We start from the raw sequence: 542 nt of genomic DNA, 5'->3' as shown, positions 1-542 counted from the left end.
CGATGCTGCCAAGTCTTGCTGAGGACACAAAATAAACATTTGAAATACTGTCATAAGCAATTCCTTCAGGATAAGATTCCGGAGCATTAAATTCAATTCTTGCCGTAGGCTGATCAGGAATTGCAGCAGCACAGCCAACCATCAGTACGCATACTATTAATTTTTTCATACTTTTTTATTTTTGCTTTATACTGTAAAGAACACCATTGGCATCGTCAGATATATAGACAGTACCTGATGCCGTAATTGCCACACCTGCGGGCCTTCCAAATCTCGTTTTACCTTTAAGGAAACCAGTTAAGAAGTCTTCTGCTCCTACCGGCTTGCCGTTAGAAAACCTGATTCTCTGCACTTTAAAACCAACAGGTTTGCTTCTGTTCCATGATCCGTGCCAGCTAACTAACGCGTCTCCGCTGTAAGTAGAACCTGCCGGGAAAAACTGAAATCCGATAGGTGCCATATGCGCCTGGTATTCGGCAGAAGAAGGCTCAGTGGTTTCTACCCATTTTTCTTTGCTGTTTCCTGCCGGGTCTTCACGGGTT

Annotated in this window: 1 pseudogene; it reads right to left on the bottom strand. The window is 43.7% G+C overall.

The window, feature by feature from the left end:
• Window positions 1-175: 175 nt before the first annotated feature.
• A pseudogene (locus OMO38_RS20260) lies at window positions 176-542 on the bottom strand (PQQ-dependent sugar dehydrogenase); the annotation flags it as partial.

The sequence above is a fragment of the Chryseobacterium kimseyorum genome, assembly GCF_025971945.1.
In the GTDB taxonomy this organism is placed as follows: Bacteria; Bacteroidota; Bacteroidia; order Flavobacteriales; family Weeksellaceae; genus Chryseobacterium; species Chryseobacterium kimseyorum.
This window is presented reverse-complemented; position numbering and strand designations above follow the sequence as displayed.